Source organism: Pseudomonas sp. KH_027, assembly GCF_057838565.1.
Genome location: NZ_CM174470.1, coordinates 1799183 through 1818745, shown reverse-complemented (window position 1 = coordinate 1818745; position 19563 = coordinate 1799183). Strand labels below are relative to the sequence as shown.

The 19563-nt window shown below is 61.9% G+C and carries 19 protein-coding genes and 4 tRNA genes; 8 read left to right on the top strand and 15 right to left on the bottom strand.

Going from position 1 to position 19563, the window contains the following annotated elements; translation table 11 throughout:
- Positions 1-87: 87 nt before the first annotated feature.
- The 4 genes from AC3IYG_RS08625 to AC3IYG_RS08610 all read right to left on the bottom strand — a co-directional run bounded on the left by AC3IYG_RS08625 (position 88) and on the right by AC3IYG_RS08610 (position 2851).
- The gene (locus AC3IYG_RS08625; RefSeq protein WP_489313873.1) at positions 88-867 is read right to left on the bottom strand and encodes an ABC transporter permease; all 780 of its coding nucleotides are present in this window, start codon (positions 865-867) and stop codon (positions 88-90) included.
- An 11-nt stretch (positions 868-878) separates the two neighbouring features.
- On the bottom strand, positions 879-1811 hold the full coding sequence (locus AC3IYG_RS08620) for an ABC transporter ATP-binding protein (protein WP_489313361.1): 933 nt from the start codon (positions 1809-1811) through the stop codon (positions 879-881).
- Between the two features lie 111 nt (positions 1812-1922).
- Positions 1923-2078 carry a thioredoxin domain-containing protein gene (locus tag AC3IYG_RS08615; protein WP_489313360.1) on the bottom strand — a complete coding sequence of 52 codons (156 nt, stop codon included), beginning with the start codon at positions 2076-2078 and terminating at the stop codon, positions 1923-1925.
- A gap of 110 nt (positions 2079-2188) precedes the next feature.
- A complete protein-coding gene (locus AC3IYG_RS08610) occupies positions 2189-2851 on the bottom strand; it encodes a transglutaminase-like domain-containing protein (protein ID WP_489313359.1) in 663 nt (220 codons plus the stop codon).
- A 192-nt stretch (positions 2852-3043) separates the two neighbouring features.
- Here AC3IYG_RS08610 and AC3IYG_RS08605 point away from each other — a divergent pair, with 192 nt between their 5' ends.
- Together AC3IYG_RS08605 and AC3IYG_RS08600 are read left to right on the top strand one after the other, a co-directional pair.
- Positions 3044-5494, top strand: a complete 2451-nt coding sequence (locus tag AC3IYG_RS08605) for an acyl-CoA dehydrogenase (RefSeq protein WP_489313358.1) — start codon at positions 3044-3046, stop codon at positions 5492-5494.
- Between the two features lie 62 nt (positions 5495-5556).
- Positions 5557-5967: a PA2817 family protein gene (locus AC3IYG_RS08600; RefSeq protein ID WP_489313357.1), complete on the top strand. Its 411-nt coding sequence runs from the start codon at positions 5557-5559 to the stop codon at positions 5965-5967.
- 128 nt (positions 5968-6095) lie between these two features.
- On the opposite strand, the gene AC3IYG_RS08595 is transcribed toward AC3IYG_RS08600, so the two are convergent.
- The 4 genes from AC3IYG_RS08595 to AC3IYG_RS08580 form a co-directional block, all read right to left on the bottom strand.
- A tRNA-Gly gene (locus AC3IYG_RS08595) sits at positions 6096-6171 on the bottom strand.
- Positions 6172-6208: 37 nt separating this feature from the next.
- Positions 6209-6284: transfer RNA gene (locus AC3IYG_RS08590), tRNA-Glu, on the bottom strand.
- Between the two features lie 32 nt (positions 6285-6316).
- Positions 6317-6392 (bottom strand) — tRNA-Gly (locus tag AC3IYG_RS08585).
- Between the two features lie 38 nt (positions 6393-6430).
- A tRNA-Glu gene (locus AC3IYG_RS08580) sits at positions 6431-6506 on the bottom strand.
- 236 nt (positions 6507-6742) lie between these two features.
- On the opposite strand from AC3IYG_RS08580, the gene AC3IYG_RS08575 reads away from it, so the two are divergent.
- Entirely contained in the window at positions 6743-7513 is a 771-nt protein-coding gene (locus AC3IYG_RS08575) for a hypothetical protein (RefSeq protein ID WP_489313356.1), read from the top strand.
- 125 nt (positions 7514-7638) lie between these two features.
- Here AC3IYG_RS08575 and AC3IYG_RS08570 read toward each other — a convergent pair whose 3' ends face one another.
- A complete protein-coding gene (locus AC3IYG_RS08570) occupies positions 7639-8121 on the bottom strand; it encodes a GAF domain-containing protein (protein ID WP_489313355.1) in 483 nt (160 codons plus the stop codon).
- A complete protein-coding gene (locus tag AC3IYG_RS08565) occupies positions 8118-9008 on the bottom strand; it encodes an ATP-binding protein (protein ID WP_489313354.1) in 891 nt (296 codons plus the stop codon). The genes AC3IYG_RS08570 and AC3IYG_RS08565 overlap by 4 nt, the downstream gene beginning before the upstream one ends.
- 106 nt (positions 9009-9114) lie before the next feature.
- Here AC3IYG_RS08565 and AC3IYG_RS08560 point away from each other — a divergent pair, with 106 nt between their 5' ends.
- On the top strand, positions 9115-11439 hold the full coding sequence (locus AC3IYG_RS08560; RefSeq protein WP_489313353.1) for a response regulator: 2325 nt from the start codon (positions 9115-9117) through the stop codon (positions 11437-11439).
- Here the strand turns inward: AC3IYG_RS08560 and AC3IYG_RS08555 are convergent.
- The 3 genes from AC3IYG_RS08555 to msrB all read right to left on the bottom strand — a co-directional run bounded on the left by AC3IYG_RS08555 (position 11423) and on the right by msrB (position 12896).
- Entirely contained in the window at positions 11423-11893 is a 471-nt protein-coding gene (locus AC3IYG_RS08555) for a MarR family winged helix-turn-helix transcriptional regulator (RefSeq protein WP_489313872.1), read from the bottom strand. The genes AC3IYG_RS08560 and AC3IYG_RS08555 overlap by 17 nt on opposite strands.
- 5 nt (positions 11894-11898) lie before the next feature.
- Positions 11899-12384 carry a glutathione peroxidase gene (locus tag AC3IYG_RS08550; protein ID WP_489313352.1) on the bottom strand — a complete coding sequence of 162 codons (486 nt, stop codon included), beginning with the start codon at positions 12382-12384 and terminating at the stop codon, positions 11899-11901.
- A gap of 119 nt (positions 12385-12503) precedes the next feature.
- Positions 12504-12896: a peptide-methionine (R)-S-oxide reductase MsrB gene (gene msrB, locus AC3IYG_RS08545; RefSeq protein ID WP_489313351.1), complete on the bottom strand. Its 393-nt coding sequence runs from the start codon at positions 12894-12896 to the stop codon at positions 12504-12506.
- Positions 12897-13074: 178 nt separating this feature from the next.
- Between msrB and AC3IYG_RS08540 the strand changes: the two genes are divergently transcribed.
- From AC3IYG_RS08540 to htpX, 3 genes are all read left to right on the top strand, one after another.
- On the top strand, positions 13075-14286 hold the full coding sequence (locus AC3IYG_RS08540; RefSeq protein ID WP_489313350.1) for a pyridoxal phosphate-dependent aminotransferase: 1212 nt from the start codon (positions 13075-13077) through the stop codon (positions 14284-14286).
- Between the two features lie 31 nt (positions 14287-14317).
- A complete protein-coding gene (locus AC3IYG_RS08535) occupies positions 14318-14770 on the top strand; it encodes a hypothetical protein (RefSeq protein ID WP_489313349.1) in 453 nt (150 codons plus the stop codon).
- 90 nt (positions 14771-14860) lie between these two features.
- A complete protein-coding gene (gene htpX, locus AC3IYG_RS08530) occupies positions 14861-15733 on the top strand; it encodes a protease HtpX (protein WP_489313348.1) in 873 nt (290 codons plus the stop codon).
- Between the two features lie 113 nt (positions 15734-15846).
- Here the strand turns inward: htpX and AC3IYG_RS08525 are convergent, their stop codons facing one another.
- The gene (locus AC3IYG_RS08525; protein WP_489313347.1) at positions 15847-16506 is read right to left on the bottom strand and encodes a thiopurine S-methyltransferase; all 660 of its coding nucleotides are present in this window, start codon (positions 16504-16506) and stop codon (positions 15847-15849) included.
- Between the two features lie 98 nt (positions 16507-16604).
- Between AC3IYG_RS08525 and AC3IYG_RS08520 the strand changes: the two genes are divergently transcribed.
- Positions 16605-17372: a DODA-type extradiol aromatic ring-opening family dioxygenase gene (locus tag AC3IYG_RS08520; RefSeq protein WP_489313346.1), complete on the top strand. Its 768-nt coding sequence runs from the start codon at positions 16605-16607 to the stop codon at positions 17370-17372.
- Positions 17373-17527: 155 nt separating this feature from the next.
- Here AC3IYG_RS08520 and AC3IYG_RS08515 read toward each other — a convergent pair whose 3' ends face one another.
- Entirely contained in the window at positions 17528-19201 is a 1674-nt protein-coding gene (locus tag AC3IYG_RS08515) for a DEAD/DEAH box helicase (protein ID WP_489313345.1), read from the bottom strand.
- Positions 19202-19563: the final 362 nt, after the last annotated feature.

The following is a 19563-nucleotide window of genomic DNA, read 5'->3' as shown; positions in this document are numbered from 1 at the left end:
CCCCGGATTTTTGTTGAGGCTGAGTCTAACGGCCTGTCTTGTGCAATCCAGCCGTCAAAGATGTTTCACTATATTTAGCCGCTGCGCTTACTGACGCATGCCACGGCCGCTGACCAGCAGACGGATGCAGACCACATACAGCACCGCGGTTGCGACCAGCATGAAACCGATGGCAATACTGATGCGGATATCCGAGACGCCGAGAATGCCGTAGCGGAAGGCATTGACCATGTGCAGCACCGGGTTGGCCATGGACACCGTCTGCCAGAACGGCGGCAGCAGGTTGATCGAATAGAACACCCCGCCCAGGTAGGTCAACGGCGTCAGCACGAAAGTCGGGATGATCGAAATGTCATCGAAATTGCGCGCGTAAACCGCGTTGATGAAGCCGCCCAGGGAGAAGATGGTTGCGGTCAGCAGCACCACCAGAATGGTGATACCCAGGTGATGCACCTGCAAATCGGTGAAGAACAGCGACAACAGGGTGACGATCAGCCCTACCGCCAGGCCGCGCAGCACGCCACCTATGGTGTAGCCGAGGAGGATGGTGTGCGGCGAGACCGGCGCCACCATCAGTTCCTCAACCGAGCGCTGGAATTTGCTGCCGAAGAAGCTCGACACCACATTGCCGTAGGCGTTGGTGATCACTGACATCATGATCAGGCCCGGCACGATGTACTCCATGTAGGTGAAGCCACCCATGTCGCCGATCTGCCGGCCGATCAAATTGCCGAAGATGACGAAGTACAAGACCATGGTGATCGCTGGCGGTAGCAGGGTTTGCGGCCAGATCCGCATGAAGCGGCGAATTTCCCGATAGACGATGGTATTCAGGGCGACCCAGTTCGCCTGCAGTTCTGTGTTGATCAGCTGCGAATTCATACCGCCACCTTCGCCAGATTTTTCTCCACCAGGGAGACGAACAGCTCCTCCAGGCGATTGGTTTTGTTACGCAGGCTGAGCACCTCGATATTCTGCAGCGCCAACTGCCGGAACAGCTCGGTCACCCCCTCGCTCTTGTCCACTTGCACTTCCAGGGTGTGGTGATCGAGCAGCTGTGACGGGTAACCGATCAACTGCGGCGGCACCAGCAGCGACTCTTTCAAATCGAGCAGAAAGGTCTCCACATGCAGCTTCTTCAGCAGCTCGCGCATGCTGGTGTTCTCGACGATCCGGCCGTGGTCGATGATGCCGATATTGCGGCACAGTTGCTCGGCCTCTTCCAGGTAGTGGGTGGTCAGGATGATGCTGATGCCCTGCTCGTTGAGCTCGGTGAGGAAGGTCCACATCGAACGGCGCAGCTCGATATCCACACCCGCGGTGGGTTCGTCGAGAATCAGCAGGCGCGGCTGATGCACCAAGGCGCGGGCGATCATCAAGCGGCGTTTCATGCCGCCGGAGAGCTCGCGCGACGGCGCGTTGCGCTTGTCCCACAGCCCCAGTTGGGTCAGGTACTGCTCGGCGCGGTCCTTGGCGATACGCAGCGGAATACCGTAGTAACCGGCCTGGGTCACGACGATATCGAAGACCTTCTCGAACTGGTTGAAGTTGAACTCCTGCGGCACCACCCCCAGGCAGCGCTTGAGCGCGGACGGGTTGCGGTCGAGGTCATGGCCAAACACATTCACCGTGCCACTGCTCTTGTTGACCAAGGTCGACATGATGCCGATGGTGGTGGATTTGCCAGCGCCATTGGGGCCGAGCAAGGCAAAAAAGTCGCCCTCGGCCACTTCCAGATCAATGCCGTGAAGGGCCTGAAAGCCATTGCCGTAGGTTTTGGTCAACTGCCGGATGGACAGAGCAGAACTCATAAGAAATACACACACCAAAAAATGAATGGGTTTGGTTAAAGACTTTAGCCGCTCAATACAAACGGCCAAGTCTATCGCCTGTTGGCCTGCAGGCAGAAACTTTATGGCCGCTCAGGTCAACGCCGTCATCACCGCCGAGTGCGGCTTCAGGCGCTCATACCAAGCGCTCAGGTGCGGCATCGCCTCGTAGGACGCAGCCACTTCCTCAGCGCACCAAAGCACCTTCATGACGTGGGTGGAGTTCTTTCGCCCCCAGACTTCCAGCATTGCGCACTCTCCTGCGGCTCGACCGTCCCACGCTGCTCCAGCTCAGGCACCCTAACCACTGCGCGCGCAGGAATAAAGACCGCCGGATCGATGTCAGCTATCGACCCGGTTCATGGTTGCGCGTGCATCTCAGCCTGCCAGTTACCCGTCACCTGCGGCGCATCAGCCGCGAACAGGTGCGGATAACAGCTCGCCAGATGAGCGAAAAACAGCCCTTGCGGCAGATCGGCGAACTGACCGTGATCGGCCAGGTACTCCATATGGCGCTGGCCCTCCAGGTTGAACGGCTGAAACACACTGTCGGCTCGCCCATCGAACTCCAGCGGCGCCACCTTGAATAACTGGCACAGGCTGAGGTTGAACGCTGGCGTGGCCTTGACCCAGCGCCCATCGAGATAGAACTCGGTGTAGCCGTGCATGGCGAACACTTCGCTGCGCAACAACTCCAGCAGGCGCGGCGTCGACAGGTGATTGCGCACATCCGCCAGGCCGATCCGCGCGGGTATCCCGCAGTGCCGCGCACAGGCCGCCAGCAATGTGGCCTTGGGCACGCAATAGCTTTCGCCTGCCGCCAGTGCATGGCTGCCCTTCAAGGTTTCCGGGTCAAGGCTGAAGACATAGGGGTTGTAGCGGATGCCATCGCGCACCGCGTAGTACAGGCTCACCGCCTGCTCGAGCGGGTCACGGCTGCTGCCGCGCATGCGCTCGGCGAACTCCACCAGCAGCGGGTGGTCACTATCAATGAAGCGGCCGGGGTCAAGGTATTCACGCATGGGGACGTTCTCCTGGATGCTGCTTCGCCAAGGCAGGGCTCGATGCAAGCCGAGCCCCAGTCTAACGACGCCAATCCTGCCGTGCTCACGACGATTCGGCCAAGCTTACCGCTCTTGTCGCCATCTTCTGCCGATGCCGACTAAGCTCGTGACGGCTGGCAACAGCCACGCCGTCTTCATGGAGGACTCTGCATGCTCGTCGTTGCCTGGTTGCTCGCTCTACTGCTTGGCGTGGCCTTTCTGGCCCATCGCCGTACCGCCCCTCTGTCGGCCCTCGGCTTGGTCGCCGTCTACCTGGTGGCGATGTCCGCGCTCAGCCACGCGCCGTTCGTATTGATGACGATACTCTGGCTGTGCTGGCTCGGCGTGGCGCTGCCGCTGGCGCTGCCAGAACTGCGCCGCAAGCTGATCAGCGCGCCACTGTTCGCCTGGTTCCAACGCGTTCTGCCACCGATGTCGGAAACCGAGCGCGATGCCATCGAAGCCGGCACTGTCTGGTGGGATGGCGAACTGTTCAGCGGCCGCCCGAACTGGGACACGCTACTGGCCTACCCCAAGGCGCAACTGAGCGAAGAAGAACAAGCCTTTCTCGACGGCCCGACCGAGGAGCTCTGCGCGATGGTCAGCGACTGGGAAATCGGCCAACTGATGGACCTGCCGCCGGCAGCCTGGGCGCACATCAAGCAGCACGGCTTCTTCGCCTTGATCATTCCCAAGGAATACGGCGGCAAGGGTTTTTCCGCCTATGCCCACTCGCAGGTGGCGATGAAGCTGGCGACCCGCAGCGGCGATCTGGCCTCCACCGTGATGGTGCCCAACTCCCTCGGCCCGGCCGAATTGCTGCTGCACTACGGCACCGACGAGCAGCGCCAGCACTACCTGCCACGCCTGGCCCGTGGCGATGACATCCCCTGCTTCGCCCTCACCGGCCCGCTGGCGGGCTCGGATGCCGGCGCCATGCCGGATATCGGGATCATCTGCAAAGGTCAGTGGGAAGGCCAGGAAGTCCTCGGCTTGCGCCTGACCTGGGAGAAGCGCTACATCACCCTCGGCCCGGTGGCGACCCTGCTCGGCCTGGCGTTCAAGGCCTACGACCCGGACCACCTGCTGGGCGAGGAAGAAGACCTCGGCATCAGCCTGGCACTGGTACCGACCGACACCCCCGGCGTGGACATCGGCCGGCGCCACCTGCCGCTTGGCGCCGCCTTCATGAACGGCCCGAACTCCGGCAAGGATGTGTTCATCCCGCTGGATTACCTGATCGGCGGCCAGGCCATGCTCGGCAAAGGCTGGATGATGCTGATGAACTGCCTGTCGGTCGGCCGCTCGATCTCACTGCCTGCAGTCGGTACCGGCGCCGCCAAGTTCACCAGCCTGGTCACCGGCCAATACAGCCAGATTCGCGAACAATTCAACGTACCGCTGGCAGCCTTCGAGGGTATCCAGGAGGCCTTGGCGCGGATCGGTGGCAACGCCTGGCTGATGGATGCCGCACGCATCCTCACCGCCAACGCGGTGGACTTGGGCGAAAAACCCTCGGTGCTCTCGGCCATCCTCAAATACCACCTGACCGAACGCGGCCGCGAGTGCATCAGCCACGCCATGGACGTACATGGCGGCAAGGGCATCATCATGGGCCCGAACAACTACCTGGGCCGTTCCTGGCAAGGGGCGCCGATCTTCATCACCGTGGAAGGCGCCAATATCCTTTCGCGCAACCTGATGATCTTCGGCCAGGGGGCGATCCGCTGCCACCCTTACGTGCTCAAGGAAATGGCCCTGGCCGGCCGCGAAGACCATGAGCAGGCACGGCTCGAGTTCGACGCGCTGCTGTTGCAGCACATCGGCTTCGCCGTCAGCAACGCCGCCAGCAGCCTGATTCTCAGCCTGAGCCTCGGGGCGTTCGGCCAGGTGCCCGGCGACAACCTCAGCCGCCCCTACTTCCGCGCCTTGAATCGCCTGGCAGCGGCCTTCGCCCTGCTCGCCGACTTCAGCATGATGCTGCTCGGGGGCGAATTGAAACGCCGCGAACGGTTGTCCGCGCGCCTCGGCGATGTGCTCAGCAACCTTTACCTGGCCAGCGCCGCGCTCAAGCGCTATCACGACCTCGACTATCCCGATTATTTGCACCCCTCGCTGCGCTGGGCACTGGAAGAAAGCCTGGGCAAAGCCGAGCAAGCGCTCGACGACCTGCTCAGCAACTTCCCCAGCCGCCTCTTCGGTTGCCTGTTGCGGGCCTTGGTGTTCCCCCTTGGGCGCCGCCACAAGGGACCCTCGGATGCACAGGATGCCGAGATCGCCGGCATTCTCGGCCGCGACAGTGGCGACCCGGCCCTGGAGGCGCTGCTCGCCGGCTGCTATCGCCCCCAGGCGGCAAGCGATCCGGTTGGCGCCCTGCAACATGCCGTCAGCCTGCTCGGCGCCAGCCAGACCTTGCAGAAAAAGCTGCACCAGGCGCTCAAAGGTGGCCAGTTGCGACCAGCCGCGGGTGAAAACACCATCGACGCCGCACTCGCCGCTGGCGTGCTAACCGCCGAAGAGGCGCAGAGCTTGCGAGCGGCCGAAGCGGCGCGACGTCAAGTGATCGATGTCGACGACTTCGCCAAGGACGAACTCACACTCAGCAACGGCCAAGTGCGCTAACAGGACAGCGGGCGCCGGTGGCTTTATACTGCCGCGCCCGTTTTGCTCTTGAGGATTTGCCCATGGCCAGCCCCTATATCGACCACCATCTCGCCCTGCTCGCACATCTGCGCGGCATCCTGGTCGCCCTGGGCGAGGCCGAGCAGGTTCCCGAGGAAAGTCACACGCTGTTCCTCGACCGCTTCGACGAGCTGCTGGCGTTGCTGCAGGAGTCCCCGGAAGAAAGCCTCTACCTGGGCCAGGACCTGCTCTGCCAGGTCATCCACCGCTACCCGCAGATCGCCCACCTGGTGCCACGCGACCTGCTGTGGTTCTTCGGTGGCGATTGCCTGCACTTCATGCCGGATGAGGAAATCACCCTGTTCCAGGCCCTCGACGAACGCCGCTATGAAGCCGAGCAGAATGACGAACCCTTCGACTGGGAACAGGAAAAGCGCTTTCTCGCCATCCCCGAGGAAAGCAGCAAGCACTAAAAGCCCGATCGCAGAAAAGAGAAAGGCCCGCACGGCAATACCGGCGGGCCTTTATCATATTTCACGCGCATACCCACAAAGCATGCAGAAACGAAAACGCCGCTCAGTGAGCGGCGTTTTCGTTTATTTGGAGCGGGAAACGAGACTCGAACTCGCGACCCCGACCTTGGCAAGGTCGTGCTCTACCAACTGAGCTATTCCCGCTTGGGTTGTATCTACCACTGTACATCTACAACTAAAATGGCGTCCCCTAGGGGACTCGAACCCCTGTTACCGCCGTGAAAGGGCGGTGTCCTAGGCCACTAGACGAAGGGGACAAACAACGCTTTTCAGCATCGCTTGGAAAATTTGGAGCGGGAAACGAGACTCGAACTCGCGACCCCGACCTTGGCAAGGTCGTGCTCTACCAACTGAGCTATTCCCGCTTGGGTTGCATCTACCACTGTACATTCACAACTGAAAATGGCGTCCCCTAGGGGACTCGAACCCCTGTTACCGCCGTGAAAGGGCGGTGTCCTAGGCCACTAGACGAAGGGGACGTTGTCCAACGCTCATTACAAGCCATGACGCACATTTTCCGAGCTTTGCATGCTCTACCTGTTGGCTTAGCGCTGCAAAGTGGCGCGAATTCTAGGGAGCCTTTCCAAGGTCGTCAATACCTGAGTGAAAATTACTTTAAATCAATGACTTCTGAGCAGAAACGGATGTGTCTCTATCAGCCGCAACGCTAAGGCACTACACTCGAACGAAAACCAGTAGTCGAGAGGTTGTAAAGGTGTCCCCACTCGTAATTACTCTGCTGATCGTCGCCGTCATCTCGATTCTGATCGCCATCGGCTACATCAATCACATGGTAGAGAACCACAAACTGGAAAAGGCTCGGCTCAAAGCCGATCTCAGCGATCGCCTGCGCCGCTGCAACGAAATCTCCGAGGCGCTGCCCGGCCAACTGATGACCCCCGCCCTGAAACTGCTGCTCTGCCGCCTGCAACTGCAATTCAGCGAGCGCCTGCTGACACTGGACAAAAACAGCGCTGTACTCAAGGAGCGAATCGAGGAACTGCACGGGCTGACCGGCAAGGGCGAGTCGATGCCGGTACGCAACCCGCCGCAACCGGTACTGGTGGAAGCGAAAGCCAAAGAGATTCGCTTCCTGCTGGAAAACCTCCACGGCCAGGTTACCCGCTCGGCCCAGGACGGTTTCCTGCCCGCCAATGAAGCCAAACACTGGCTCCAGGAAGTTCGCCACATGCTGGTACAGCTGCATATCGAGCTATTCAGCAATGTCGGCCAACAAGCCCTGCAACAGAATCAGCCCGGCCAGGCCCGCCTGGCATTCGAGCGCGGCGTGCAGTACCTGCGCAAACAGCCGGACCCGAGCCGCTATCTAGGGCCGCTCAAACAGCTGGAAAGCCAGCTGGCCCGAGCCAACTCGATGGTGCTGGAGAACATCAAGCCCACCACCGACGAAACCAGCGAACTGAGCGACGGCCTCAAATCGCTGGGCGGCGATGACGACTGGAAGAAAAAGAATATGTACGACTAAGGACTGCACAGCCTTCGCCTGTCGGTTGATCAACAGACAGGCGAACATCTGGATACATGACCAGACTGAACGCTCCTCATGAAAAAGCCCGGCCACTACGCCGGGCTTTTTCATGTCTCCTCGGCCTAGCAGTCGGTGAGGCGCAAAAAGATTGCCGCCAACTGTTCCAGCCCCTGCTGATCCGCAGCGCTGAAGCGCGCCAGCCTGGGGCTATCCAGGTCAAGCACGCCGATCAGCCGTCCTTCCTTCACCAGCGGAATTACCAGTTCACTGTTGGAGGCGCTGTCGCAGGCGATATGGCCGGGAAACGCATGCACATCATCGACCCGCTGAGTCTGCCGAGTGCTCGCAGCCGCACCGCAAACCCCCTTGGCAAAGGGAATCCGCACGCAGGCCACCTGCCCCTGGAACGGCCCGAGCAGCAGCACTTCCTGACGGTTGAGGTAGAAGCCGGCCCAATTCAAATCTTCCAGCTCATGGAAAAGGAATGCGGAAAACTGCGCGGCATTGGCGATAAAGTCACGCTCATCGCTCAACAACGACTCCAACTGCGCCGCCAACAGAGCGTAGCCTTCGAGCCCCGCGCCGCTTTGCCGCAGATCGATCATTGCTTCACCTCCAGCAACTTCAGCCCCACCCAATAACGCGCGAACTGATAGGCGCAACGACCGTTGCGATTACCGCGCCCCTGCGCCCAGCGAATCGCCAGAATGCCCAGCTCATCGCTCCAGGCCCAGCCGAGCCCGGCCTGGGTCGCCAAGACGTCGATCCAGTGGCGCACCACATCCAGGAAATGCTCCTGAGTAAAGGGATAGAACGACAGCCACAGACCGAAGCGGTCGGACAGCGCGATCTTGTCCTCCACCGCTTCATTGGGGTGCAGCTCGCCATCGACCCTCTGCCAGTTTTCGTTGTCGCTTTCCTTTTCCGGCACCAGATGGCGACGGTTTGACGTGGCGTACAACAGCACGTTGTCCGGGGCGCGCTCCAGGGAGCCATCCAGCACCGTTTTCAGCACCCGATAGTCGCCCTCGCCCGCCTCGAACGACAGGTCGTCACAGAACAGCACGAAACGCTCCGGGCGCTTGGCCAAGAGTTCGACCACCCGCGGCAGGTCGGCCAGGTGGTCGCGCTCGATCTCGATCAACCGCAGCCCGGCGCCCGCATGCTCGGCCAGCAGCGCCCGCACCAGCGACGACTTGCCCGTGCCGCGCGCGCCCCAGAGCAAGGCATGGTTGGCGGGCAGACCGGCGACGAACTGCCGGGTATTGCGCGCCAGTTGCTCACGCTGGGCATCCACACCGATCAAATCCGTCAGTTTCAGATCCAGGCTCACCGCCAGCGGCTGCAGGTAGCCACTGCGCCCTTCCCGATGCCAGCGCGCCGCCAGGCTGCGGCTCCAGTCGAGCGGCACACGCGGTACAGGCAACAGCGGTTCGAGACGGGCCAGCACGGCATCCGCACGCGCTAGAAAAGCATTCAAACGGGAGTCCACGGCTTGCTCCTTGGGATCGCTCAAAGGTAATACGCCTCACAGGGTAGCCAAGCGGACGAATCGGCTATGCTTGGCGAGTGCATAAACGGAGCCAGCCCGATTGACCATGGATATATCGCTCACCCATCGCCTGTCATTCAAACAAGCCCGCTTGACGGTACTGGTAGCGCTTATCCTCGGCACCTTGCTCAGCCTGCTGCAAGTGAGCAGCGATTATGCCAGCGAAGACGCCTCCATCAACCGCGAGATTCGCGCGTTGTTGGCGACCAGCCACAACCCCGCCACGCGCATCGCCTACAACATCGACACCGAGCTGGCGCAGGAGTTGGTGGCCGGCCTGCTGCGTTCGCCCGCCGTCGTCAGCGCCGAGATCCTCGACGACAGTGGTACACGCCTGGCCAGCGACAGCCGGCCACGCATCGAGAGCGGCTATCGGCTCTTCAGCGACTACCTGTTCGGCGCGCACCGGCAGTTCGATGAACCGCTGCTCGTTGCCCACGCCCCCCACGAGAGCATCGGCCTGCTGCGCCTGGAAGTGGACACCTACGCCTTCGGCAGCCACTTTCTGCGGCGCGCCCTGCTCACCCTGCTCAGCGGCTTTGCCTACAGCCTGCTGCTGTCGCTGATCCTGCTGGTACTGTTCTACTTCATGCTGACCAAACCGCTGATCGACATCATCCAGGCCCTCAGCGCTCAGGATCTGCGCAGCCCGACGCGGGAACGACTGCCCTGCCCGACCGGCCATGAGCAGGATGAAATCGGCACGCTGGTGGATGTCACCAACCAGCAACTGAGCAGCCTCTCCGAGGAAATCGAACAACGGCGCGAGGCCGAGGATCGCCTGACCCAGTACCTCAGCGAACTCGAAAACATCATCTCCGCCCGCACCACCGAGCTGAAAGCGAGCAACACCCGCCTGACCCTGTCGAATCAAAAACTCGAAGTCGCGCACAGCCTGGCCCATGAGATGGCCCTGGCGCGCGCAACCTTTCTGGCCAATATGAGCCATGAGATCCGCACCCCCCTCAACGGACTGCTGGGCATGCTTGCCCTCACCCTCGACAGCCCGCTGAATACCGAGCAGCGCCAGCAGCTGTCGATCGCCCACGACTCCGGCAAGGTGTTGGTGGAACTGCTCAACGACATTCTCGACCTGTCCAAGTTCGAGGCCGGCCAGCTGGAGCTGGAACGCATACCCTTCGACCTCGGCACACTGGTCGAGGACACCGCCAGCCTGTTGTCGCAGAACACCGGCGCCGAGGTCGAGCTGACCTGCCTGATCGATCCGGCGCTGTCGGCACAGGTGATCGGCGACCCGACCCGGGTTCGCCAGATTGTCAGCAACCTGCTGTCCAACGCCCTCAAGTTCACCCACGTCGGTCGCGTCGATGTGCGCGTCAACGCCCACGCCCAAGGTGTACAGATCATCGTCACGGACAGCGGCATCGGCATCGCCGATGCCGCCCAGACCCGGATTTTTCAGCCATTCACCCAGGCTGGCGCCACCATTACCCGCGAGTACGGCGGCACCGGGCTGGGCCTGACCTTGACCCGCCAGCTCTGTGAAGCCATGCACGGGCAACTCAGCCTCAGCTCGCGACTGGGGATTGGCAGCCGGTTCAGCGTCGAATTGCCGCTACCCGGCTCCACGCCGGCACTGGAGCTGCCACCCCTGCAAGGCCGAGTGGTTGCGATCACCCCCGCCAACAGCGGCCTGAGCGAGCTGCTGGGCCGTCTGCTGCCGACCTGGGGCCTGCGCTACCGGCGCATCGATAGCGCCAGCCCGCTGGATGGCATCGACGCCGACCTGTTGATCAGCGACTCGACGCACGCGTTGCTCGACCTGCGCCCGGCGCTCATGCAGCCGATCCTGCTGATCACCGCCTACGGCAACTTCATGCCCAGCGCACAAGCCATCGGCCTGGCGCCTATCCAACAGTTGGCTCGCCCCTTGACCCGCCAGGCGCTCTACCAGGCTCTGCGGCGCAGCCTGCAGCCATACACCGAGGCCACAATCGGTAGCCCCGCGCACACCGCGCTCCATGCATCAAGACAGGGGCGCGTGCTGCTGGTCGAGGACAACCCGGTCAACCAATTGGTGGCCAAAGGCATGTTGAGCAAACTGGGCTACCAGGTGCTGATCGCCATGCACGGCGCCCAGGCACTCGAAGCCTTGGAGCACGAGCACGTCGACCTGGTATTGATGGACTGCAACATGCCGGTGATGGATGGCTATGAAGCCAGTCGCCGGATTCGCCAGAGCAAGCGCTGGCAGGACCTGCCAATCATTGCCCTGACCGCCAACGCCCTGCCGGACGAGCGCGAGCGCTGCACCGCCGCCGGCATGAACGACTACCTGGCCAAACCTTTTCGCCGCGAAGAGCTGCTCGCCCTGCTGGAGCAGTGGCTACCGGCTACGGTAAAGCCATAAGCCGATCGAGCAACTCGCCGATACGGCCGCGCAACTCATCCAGCTCATCCAGATTCACCCCGCTTGCGCAGAGCAACCGCGCCTTCAGCGGCAACACCTGCGCACGCAAGGCCAAACCTGCGGCGGTCAGCGCCAGATGCACTTCGCGCTCATCGCGCTGCGCCCGCTGGCGCAGCACCAACCCCAACTGTTCGAGGCGCTTGAGCAGTGGCGTCAGGGTTCCGGAGTCCAGCAGCAAACGCTCCCCCAGGGCCTTCACCGTCGGCTGCTCGGGCGCCGCGGCCTGCCACTCCCACAGCACCAGCATCGCCAGGTACTGCGGGTAGGTCAGACCGAGCTGATCGAGCATCGGCTTGTAGGCACGGGTGACCGCACGCGAAACGGCATACAGCTTGAAGCACAACTGGTTGTCCAGCTGCAGCGCCGTGACCGCATCGGATTGCGCCAAGTCCATCTCATTCATTTCAACAGCGCTTCGATCTCGGCAGTCAGCTCTTCCGGCTTGGTAGTCGGCGCAAAACGCTTAATCAGCTTGCCGTCCCGGCCGATCAGGAACTTGGTGAAGTTCCATTTCACCCCCTGGCTGCCGAGCAGGCCTGGCGCGCGCTTTTTCAGCTGAACGAACAGCGGGTGAGCCGCTGCGCCATTGACATCGATTTTCTTGAACAGCGGAAAGCTCACGCCAAAATTCAGCTCACAGAACTCGGAAATCGCACCTTCGTTGCCCGGCTCTTGCTTGCCAAACTGGTTGCAAGGGAAGCCCAGGACCACCAACCCCTTGTCCTTGTAGTCCTGCCAGAGCGTTTCCAGGCCTTTGTATTGCGGGGTGAAGCCACACTTACTGGCAGTGTTGACCACCAGCACCGCCTTGCCGCCGAAATCGGCCAGGGTCTTCTGCTCGCCTTTGATGGTGGTGCAGGGAATCTCGAAAAGTGCGTCGCTCATGGGGCTGGCTCCTGAATGTGATGGGGACAACGAACAAAGTAGCGGGCAATTGAATTGCACGCAATCTAATTAACGCAAAATAAGGCCCACTGATCAGCAGGCCTCGGCTCGACTCGCTGTTAGCGCGGCTTGAGCGTGAGCGATGCCGAATTGATGCAATAGCGCATTCCGGTCGGCGGCGGCCCATCCGGAAACAGATGCCCCAGGTGCGCATCGCACTTGGCGCACGTCACTTCGATACGGTGCATGCCGTGGCTGAAGTCATCCTTACTGGCGATCGCCTCGTTCGACGCGGGCGCGTAGTAACTGGGCCAACCGGTGCCGGAGTCGAATTTGGCCTCGGAGTCGAACAGCGCCGCCTCGCAGCAGGCGCAGTGATAGACGCCGGGAGTTTTGTCAGCGTGATACTTGCCGGTAAACGCGCGCTCCGTCCCACCCAGCCGGCAGACGTGAAACTGCTCGTCGGACAGTTCGTCACGCCAGGCATCCAGGGGTTTTTCGAGCTTGTCCATGGGTCCACCTCTTCATCTGAAAAAAGCCCGGACTGTACCTTTTCCGAGGCCCGGGCCACACGTATGATTGCCGCACTTTAGACGCCAGTCTGTCACCCGCGTTACAGGCTGCCAAGCCGCGCCCAGCTGACTTTTACCAGCGAGTTCCACGGCGTTCGTTCATTTCGGGATTACACACATGCAGGTCAGCAAATCGAACAAGCTCGCCAACGTCTGCTATGACATTCGCGGGCCGGTGCTCAAGCACGCCAAACGCCTGGAAGAGGAAGGCCACCGCATCCTCAAGCTGAACATCGGCAACCCGGCGCCGTTCGGCTTCGAAGCCCCGGAAGAAATACTCCAGGACGTGATCCGCAACCTGCCGACCGCACAGGGCTACAGCGACTCCAAGGGCCTGTTCAGCGCCCGCAAGGCGGTGATGCAGTATTACCAGCAGAAGCAGGTCGAAGGCGTCGGCATCGAAGACATCTACCTCGGCAACGGCGTGTCCGAACTGATCGTGATGTCCATGCAGGCCCTGCTCAACAACGGCGACGAAGTACTGATCCCGGCCCCCGACTACCCGCTGTGGACCGCCGCCGTCAGCCTGGCCGGCGGCAACCCGGTGCATTACCTGTGTGACGAGCAAGCCAACTGGTGGCCGGACCTGGACGACATCAAGGCCAAGATCACGGCCAATACCAAAGCGCTGGTGATCATCAACCCGAACAACCCGACCGGCGCCGTGTACTCCAAGGAAGTGCTGGAAGGCATGGTCGAACTGGCGCGCCAGCACAACCTGGTGCTGTTCTCCGATGAAATCTACGACAAAATCCTCTACGACGAAGCCGTGCACATCTCCACCGCCGCCCTGGCGCCGGACGTGTTGTGCCTGACCTTCAACGGGCTGTCCAAATCCTATCGGGTCGCCGGCTTCCGCTCCGGCTGGGTGGCCATCTCTGGGCCCAAACACAAGGCCCAGAGCTACATCGAAGGCATCGACATCCTCGCCAACATGCGCCTGTGCGCCAACGTGCCGAGCCAGCATGCGATCCAGACCGCCCTCGGCGGCTACCAGAGCATCAACGATCTGGTCTTGCCACAAGGCCGCCTGCTCGAACAGCGCAACCGCACCTGGGAGTTGCTCAACGCCATCCCCGGCGTCAGCTGCGTCAAGCCGATGGGCGCGCTCTATGCGTTCCCGAAAATCGACCCCAAGATCTGCCCGATCCACAACGACGAGAAATTCGTCCTCGACCTGCTGCTGTCGGAGAAACTCCTGGTCGTGCAAGGCACCGCCTTCAACTGGCCGTGGCCGGACCACTTCCGCGTGGTTACCCTGCCGCGTCTCGACGACCTGGATCAGGCCATCGGGCGGATCGGCAACTTCCTCAAAACTTACAGCCAATAAGCCCCAGCCCGAGAAAAGAGACCAAACCCCGATGGATCTGCAGATCGACGACTTTTACAAGGATGCCGCCGCCGGTTTGCTGCTGCTCTACCAGGCCTTCCCACGCCGGGTCGGCCTGTATGTCGAAGACCTGATCGGCCGCGAAGAGCATGACGAGTTCGGCCTGCCGAGCAAGCGCCACCAAAGTTGTTTCGGCGCCCTGCTCTGGCTCGCGGACGAAGGCTACCTGCGCTACGAGTCGACCATCCACCAGGACGCACTGGATCAGGCCGTACTCAGCGAAAAAGGCTTCCTGCGCCTGTCCCGCGGCGTCCCCCACGCCCTGCGCGAAGGCGAAAACCTGCCACCGAGCGTGCGCCGCGTACACGCCACCCTGGCCCACCAACTGCGCGATGCACTGAGCAGCCAGCACAGCGAACGCATCGCGCGCCTGACCCGCCTGCTGTTCGCCAGCAACCTGATGGGCGCAAGCGACACAGTTTGAAATAGTCCCTCGGTTGAATAGCGAGGGGGCGCACCCTTATATAGCCCGCATTAGTCATACGTCTTTTGCCGTAAGGAGAAGCTTCACACCATGATGCGCATTCTGTTGTTCGTGGCCACCAACCTGGCGGTGCTGTTGATTGCCAGTATCACCCTCAAGCTGCTCGGGGTAGACCGCTTCACCGGCCAGAATTACGGCAGCCTGCTGGTTTTCTGCGCCGTGTTCGGTTTCGCCGGCTCGCTGATTTCGCTGTTCATCTCCAAATGGATGGCGAAGATGAGCACCGGCACCCAGATCATCAGCCAACCACGCACCCGCCACGAACAGTGGCTGCTGCAAACCGTCGAAGAACTGTCCCGCGAAGCCGGGATCAAAATGCCCGAGGTCGGCATCTTCCCCGCTTACGAGTCCAACGCCTTCGCCACCGGCTGGAACAAGAACGACGCCCTGGTGGCCGTCAGCCAGGGCCTGCTGGAACGCTTTTCGCCGGATGAGGTGAAAGCCGTACTGGCCCATGAAATCGGCCACGTGGCCAACGGCGACATGGTCACCCTGGCGCTGATCCAGGGCGTGGTGAACACCTTCGTGATGTTCTTCGCGCGGATCTTCGGCAACTTCGTCGACAAGGTCATTCTCAAGAACGAGGAAGGCAACGGTATCGGCTTCTATGTCGCGACCTTCTTGGCGGAAATGGTCCTGGGCATCCTCGCCAGCATCATCGTCATGTGGTTCTCGCGCAAACGCGAGTTCCGCGCCGACGAAGCCGGTGCTCGCCTGGCGGGCACCAGCGCGATGATCGGCGCCCTGCAGCGCCTGCGCTCCGAACAGGGTGTTCCGGTGCACATGCCGGAAACCCTGAGCGCCTTCGGCATCAATGGCGGCATCAAGCACGGCCTGAAAAGCCTGTTCATGAGCCACCCGCCGCTGGAACAGCGGATCGAAGCGCTGCGCAAGCTCGGCTGATCGAGCCCAAGGTACAGAGAGACAGTGGCACAGAGGGCGGCGCAAGCCGCCCTTTTTATTGCCGATTTTTTACCCACCTTGATCGCTCAACTCAGCCGCCGCGTATCAACGCACTAGCGCCGAACCAGTCGATAAACTCGCTCATCCAACCGGTTCAGGCCACGCTGAAGAAATTTCCAATCCTGCTCCGACAACACATCCCGCGCTTCCAACAAGCGCAGTCGCCAAGCCGGCGCCAGCAGCCGCTGCACCTCTTCATCACTGACCGCGAAGGGTGGACCGGCCATCAGCGCCTGGTCGTAGTCGAGTGTGATCAGCAGGCCTTCGCAGCCCGGCGGCACGATAGCGCTCAGGTGCATGCCGTAACGCTCGCGCATCTGCAGCGGCAAGGCGATCAGCGCGGCACGGTCATAGAGCGCTACACAGTCGGCCACATCCTCAGCCGTCAGGGCGAAGAAGTCGCCGCACCAGAGCTGCACGGCCCCCGCCCGATACACCGTAAAGGCGCCCCGCTGACTGATCTGCGGCTGCAGGCACTGTTCGGCGAAGAAGTCCTCCACGGCCTTCTGGGCCAGCTCGACACCCAGCACCTGCAAGCCCTGCGCAGCCAACCAGGCCAGATCGAGGCTCTTGCCGCACAAGGGCACCAGCACGCGCGCGCCCTCGGCCACATTCAGCGCCGGCCAATGCTGCTGCAGGCAGGGATTGATTTCGCCCAAATGGAAACCGATCTGGTTGCGCGACCAACGCTTCAGCCAAAATTCCTCGTCCATAAAACCCCCACAAATTCGATCAAATAGTGCGAAATTTTATACTGGATATCGATATATCCAAGACTGAAGATAAGGGCATCTTATTCGAGGAATCGCTCATGTTACCCAGCCTGTTCATTTCCCATGGGTCACCCATGCTCGCCCTCGAGCCAGGCGCCAGCGGGCCGGCCCTCTCCCGGCTGGCTGCCGAGCTCCCCCGGCCACGCGCCATCCTGGTGGTGTCCGCGCACTGGGAAAGCAATGAACTGCTGATCAGCAGCAACCCGAAACCAGAGACCTGGCATGATTTCCGTGGCTTCCCAGCTGAACTGCATGCCGTGCAATACCCCGCCCCTGGTGCGCCCGAACTGGCCGACGAGGCGCAACGTCTGCTCGCCTCCGCCGACCTGCCAGCCCGCCTGGACCCCAACCGGCCGCTCGACCACGGCGTATGGGTACCACTGTCATTGATGTACCCGCAGGCGGATATACCCGTGACCCAGGTGTCGATTCCGACCCGCCTCGGCCCGGCCTTGCAGACCCGCGTCGGCCGCGCGCTGGCCAGCTTGCGCGCACAGGGCGTGCTGCTGATCGGCTCCGGTAGCATCACCCACAACCTCGGCGAGCTGGACTGGCGCGCCGGCCCCGAGGTGATCGAACCTTGGGCCAAGGAATTCCGTGACTGGGTCGCCAGCAAACTCGCCAGCGATGACGAAGACGCCCTGCACGACTACCGCCGCCAGGCGCCCTCCGCCGCCCGCAACCACCCGAGCGAGGAGCACCTGCTGCCGCTCTACTTCGCCCGCGGCGCCGGCGAAACCTTCAGCCTGGTACATCAGGGCTTTACCCTTGGCGCGCTGGGCATGGATATCTATCGCTTCGACTGAGGCCCTCTCTGGAGCAGTCGCGAAGCGTCTCCGGCCGCCTGCCCACGCAGCGCGTGGGAACGATCGCAACGCCGAGCGAACGACCGACAATACGACAGGCATAAAAAAGCCCCGCACCAGGCGGGGCTTTTTACGTTCGATCGATCAGCGCGGGATCAATCTTCGCGATAGCGACGCAGCTTCAACTGCTTACCCGCTACACGCGTGTCCTTCAGTTTGGTCAGCAGACGCTCGAGACCGTCTTCCGGCAGCTCGACCAGGCTGAAGCTGTCACGCACCTGAATGCGGCCGATCGCTTCGCGGGCCAGGCCACCTTCGTTGAGGATGGCGCCCAGCAGGTTCTTGGCGGCAATACCGTCACGCGCCCCCAGCGCCGTGCGGCAACGGGCACGGCCATCAGCCAACGGCATGGGCGCACGACGTTCACGCACATCGCTGCGCTCGGAACGCTCACCGGTACGCTCGCTGCGCTCACGCGGTGCGCTGTTCGGCACCAGTGGTTGCTCACGCTCGACGTCAGCCAGGGTCAGCGCCTGACCGTTGGTGGCTTTGCGCAGCAGGGCTGCGGCCAGAGCACGCGGGGTGCAACCGATATCGGCGGTCAGACGATCGAGCAGATCACCATGAGTCGCTTCGGCATCGGCTACCAGCGGCGCCAGGCTGCTGGTCAGTTTCTTGATGCGCGCGGTCAGTACGGCGGCCGCATCCGGCAGGCGCACTTCGGCGACTTTCTGGCCAGTGACACGCTCGATCACCTGCAACATGCGGCGCTCACGCGGCGTTACCAGCAGCAAGGCGCGACCGGTACGGCCAGCACGACCGGTACGACCGATACGGTGTACATAGGACTCGGGGTCGTACGGCATATCCACGTTCATTACATGGGTGATGCGCGGTACGTCGAGGCCACGGGCGGCGACGTCAGTCGCAACGACGATGTCCAGACGACCATCTTTCAGCGACTCGATCACACGCTCGCGCTGGTTCTGCGCGATGTCACCGTTCAGGGCCGCAGCCTTGTAGCCCTTGGCTTCCAGCGCAGCGGCCAGATCCAGAGTGGCTTGCTTGGTGCGCACGAAGGCGATCAGCGCATCGAACTCTTCCACTTCCAGCAGGCGCAGTACGGCGGAGTGCTTCTGGTCGGCGTGCACCAGCAAGTGTGCCTGCTCGATGGCAGTCACGGTCTGGGTCTTGGTTTCGATCTTGACGTGCTTCGGGTTGCGCAGGTGCTTTTCCGCGATGGCGCGGATCGACTGCGGCAAGGTGGCCGAGAACAGCACGGTCTGGCGGGTTTCCGGCATGGCCTTGAAGATCACTTCGAGGTCATCCATGAAGCCCAGTTTGAGCATTTCGTCCGCTTCGTCGAGAACCAGATGCTGAATGGTGGACAACACCTTCTCGTCGCGACGCAAGTGGTCGACCAGACGGCCCGGAGTAGCGACCACAACCTGAGCGCCATTGCGGATGGCTTTCAGCTGCGGACCCATAGGTGCGCCGCCGTATACGGCGATGACGCTCAGACCCGGCATTTGCTTGGCGTAGGTTTCGAACGCAGTGGCCACTTGCAGGGCCAGCTCGCGGGTCGGTGCCAGAATCAGCGCCTGCGGCTCTTTCTTGGCCGGGTCGATGCGGCTCAGGATTGGCAGGGCGAATGCGGCGGTTTTGCCGGTGCCGGTCTGCGCCTGGCCGATCATGTCGTGGCCGGCGAGGATCACCGGAATCGACTGCAACTGGATCGCCGACGGCTCTTCGTAGCCCGTCGCGATGACAGCTGCAAGAATATTCGGGTGAAGTTCGAGTGCGGCGAAGCCGCCGAGTACTTGGGTCATGGGTCTGCCTCTAGTGCATCCGCAAAGACCCATGTTCCAAAGCTGCGCATGCCGTGTAAGACCCGAAAGTCACCCTGGCAGCCCTGTCGGCGGGGATTTGCGAAAACGTATTTAAATGAATGAATCGTCAAGGACGCCCGCTGAGCGGACATGCAGCCGAAGCTGACTTCGGAGGGATTGCATTACCTGAACGCGACCAGACTAATGGCCGGCGCGTACTATACCGGAAAATCTTGACCGCAGTGTGGGTTTTTCCCACAAAAAAAGTAGGACTCCGCCAGCCGGTCGCCAAGAGTGATAGCCCGCGAGCCGATCGCCGAATACTTTGGACAAGCCAAACCGAGGCGGCTATACCCCTCGGG